The organism is Bradyrhizobium sp. Leo114 (assembly GCF_055229415.2).
The window spans coordinates 1-255 of the sequence record NZ_JBUYEN020000269.1 but is presented as its reverse complement, the minus strand read 5'-3'; the positions used below and the strand labels follow the sequence as shown (position 1 = coordinate 255).

General features: G+C 61.2%; 1 protein-coding gene. It reads left to right on the top strand.

Going from position 1 to position 255, the window contains the following annotated elements; genetic code table 11:
• On the top strand, positions 1–255 hold a 255-nt coding region (locus ACZIRK_RS45695; protein ID WP_474419911.1), incomplete at both ends, for a transposase.

Genomic DNA, 255 nt, shown 5'->3' with positions numbered 1-255 from the left:
CATTCTCAAAACCAAGGATGGCTTCATCCAAGGCTATAACGCGCAGGCGGCCGTCGACGGCAAAGCGCAGATCATCGTTGCACACGCCCTGACGCCGAGCACGAGCGACCATGGCCAGTTGGTGCCGTTGGTCGATGGCATCCAAGCCAATCTCGGCCGCAAACCGGAACAAGCTTCCGCCGACAGCGGCTATCTGAGCGAGGTCAACCTCGCGAGCCTCGATCTGCGTGGGATCGATGGCTACATCGCCACCGG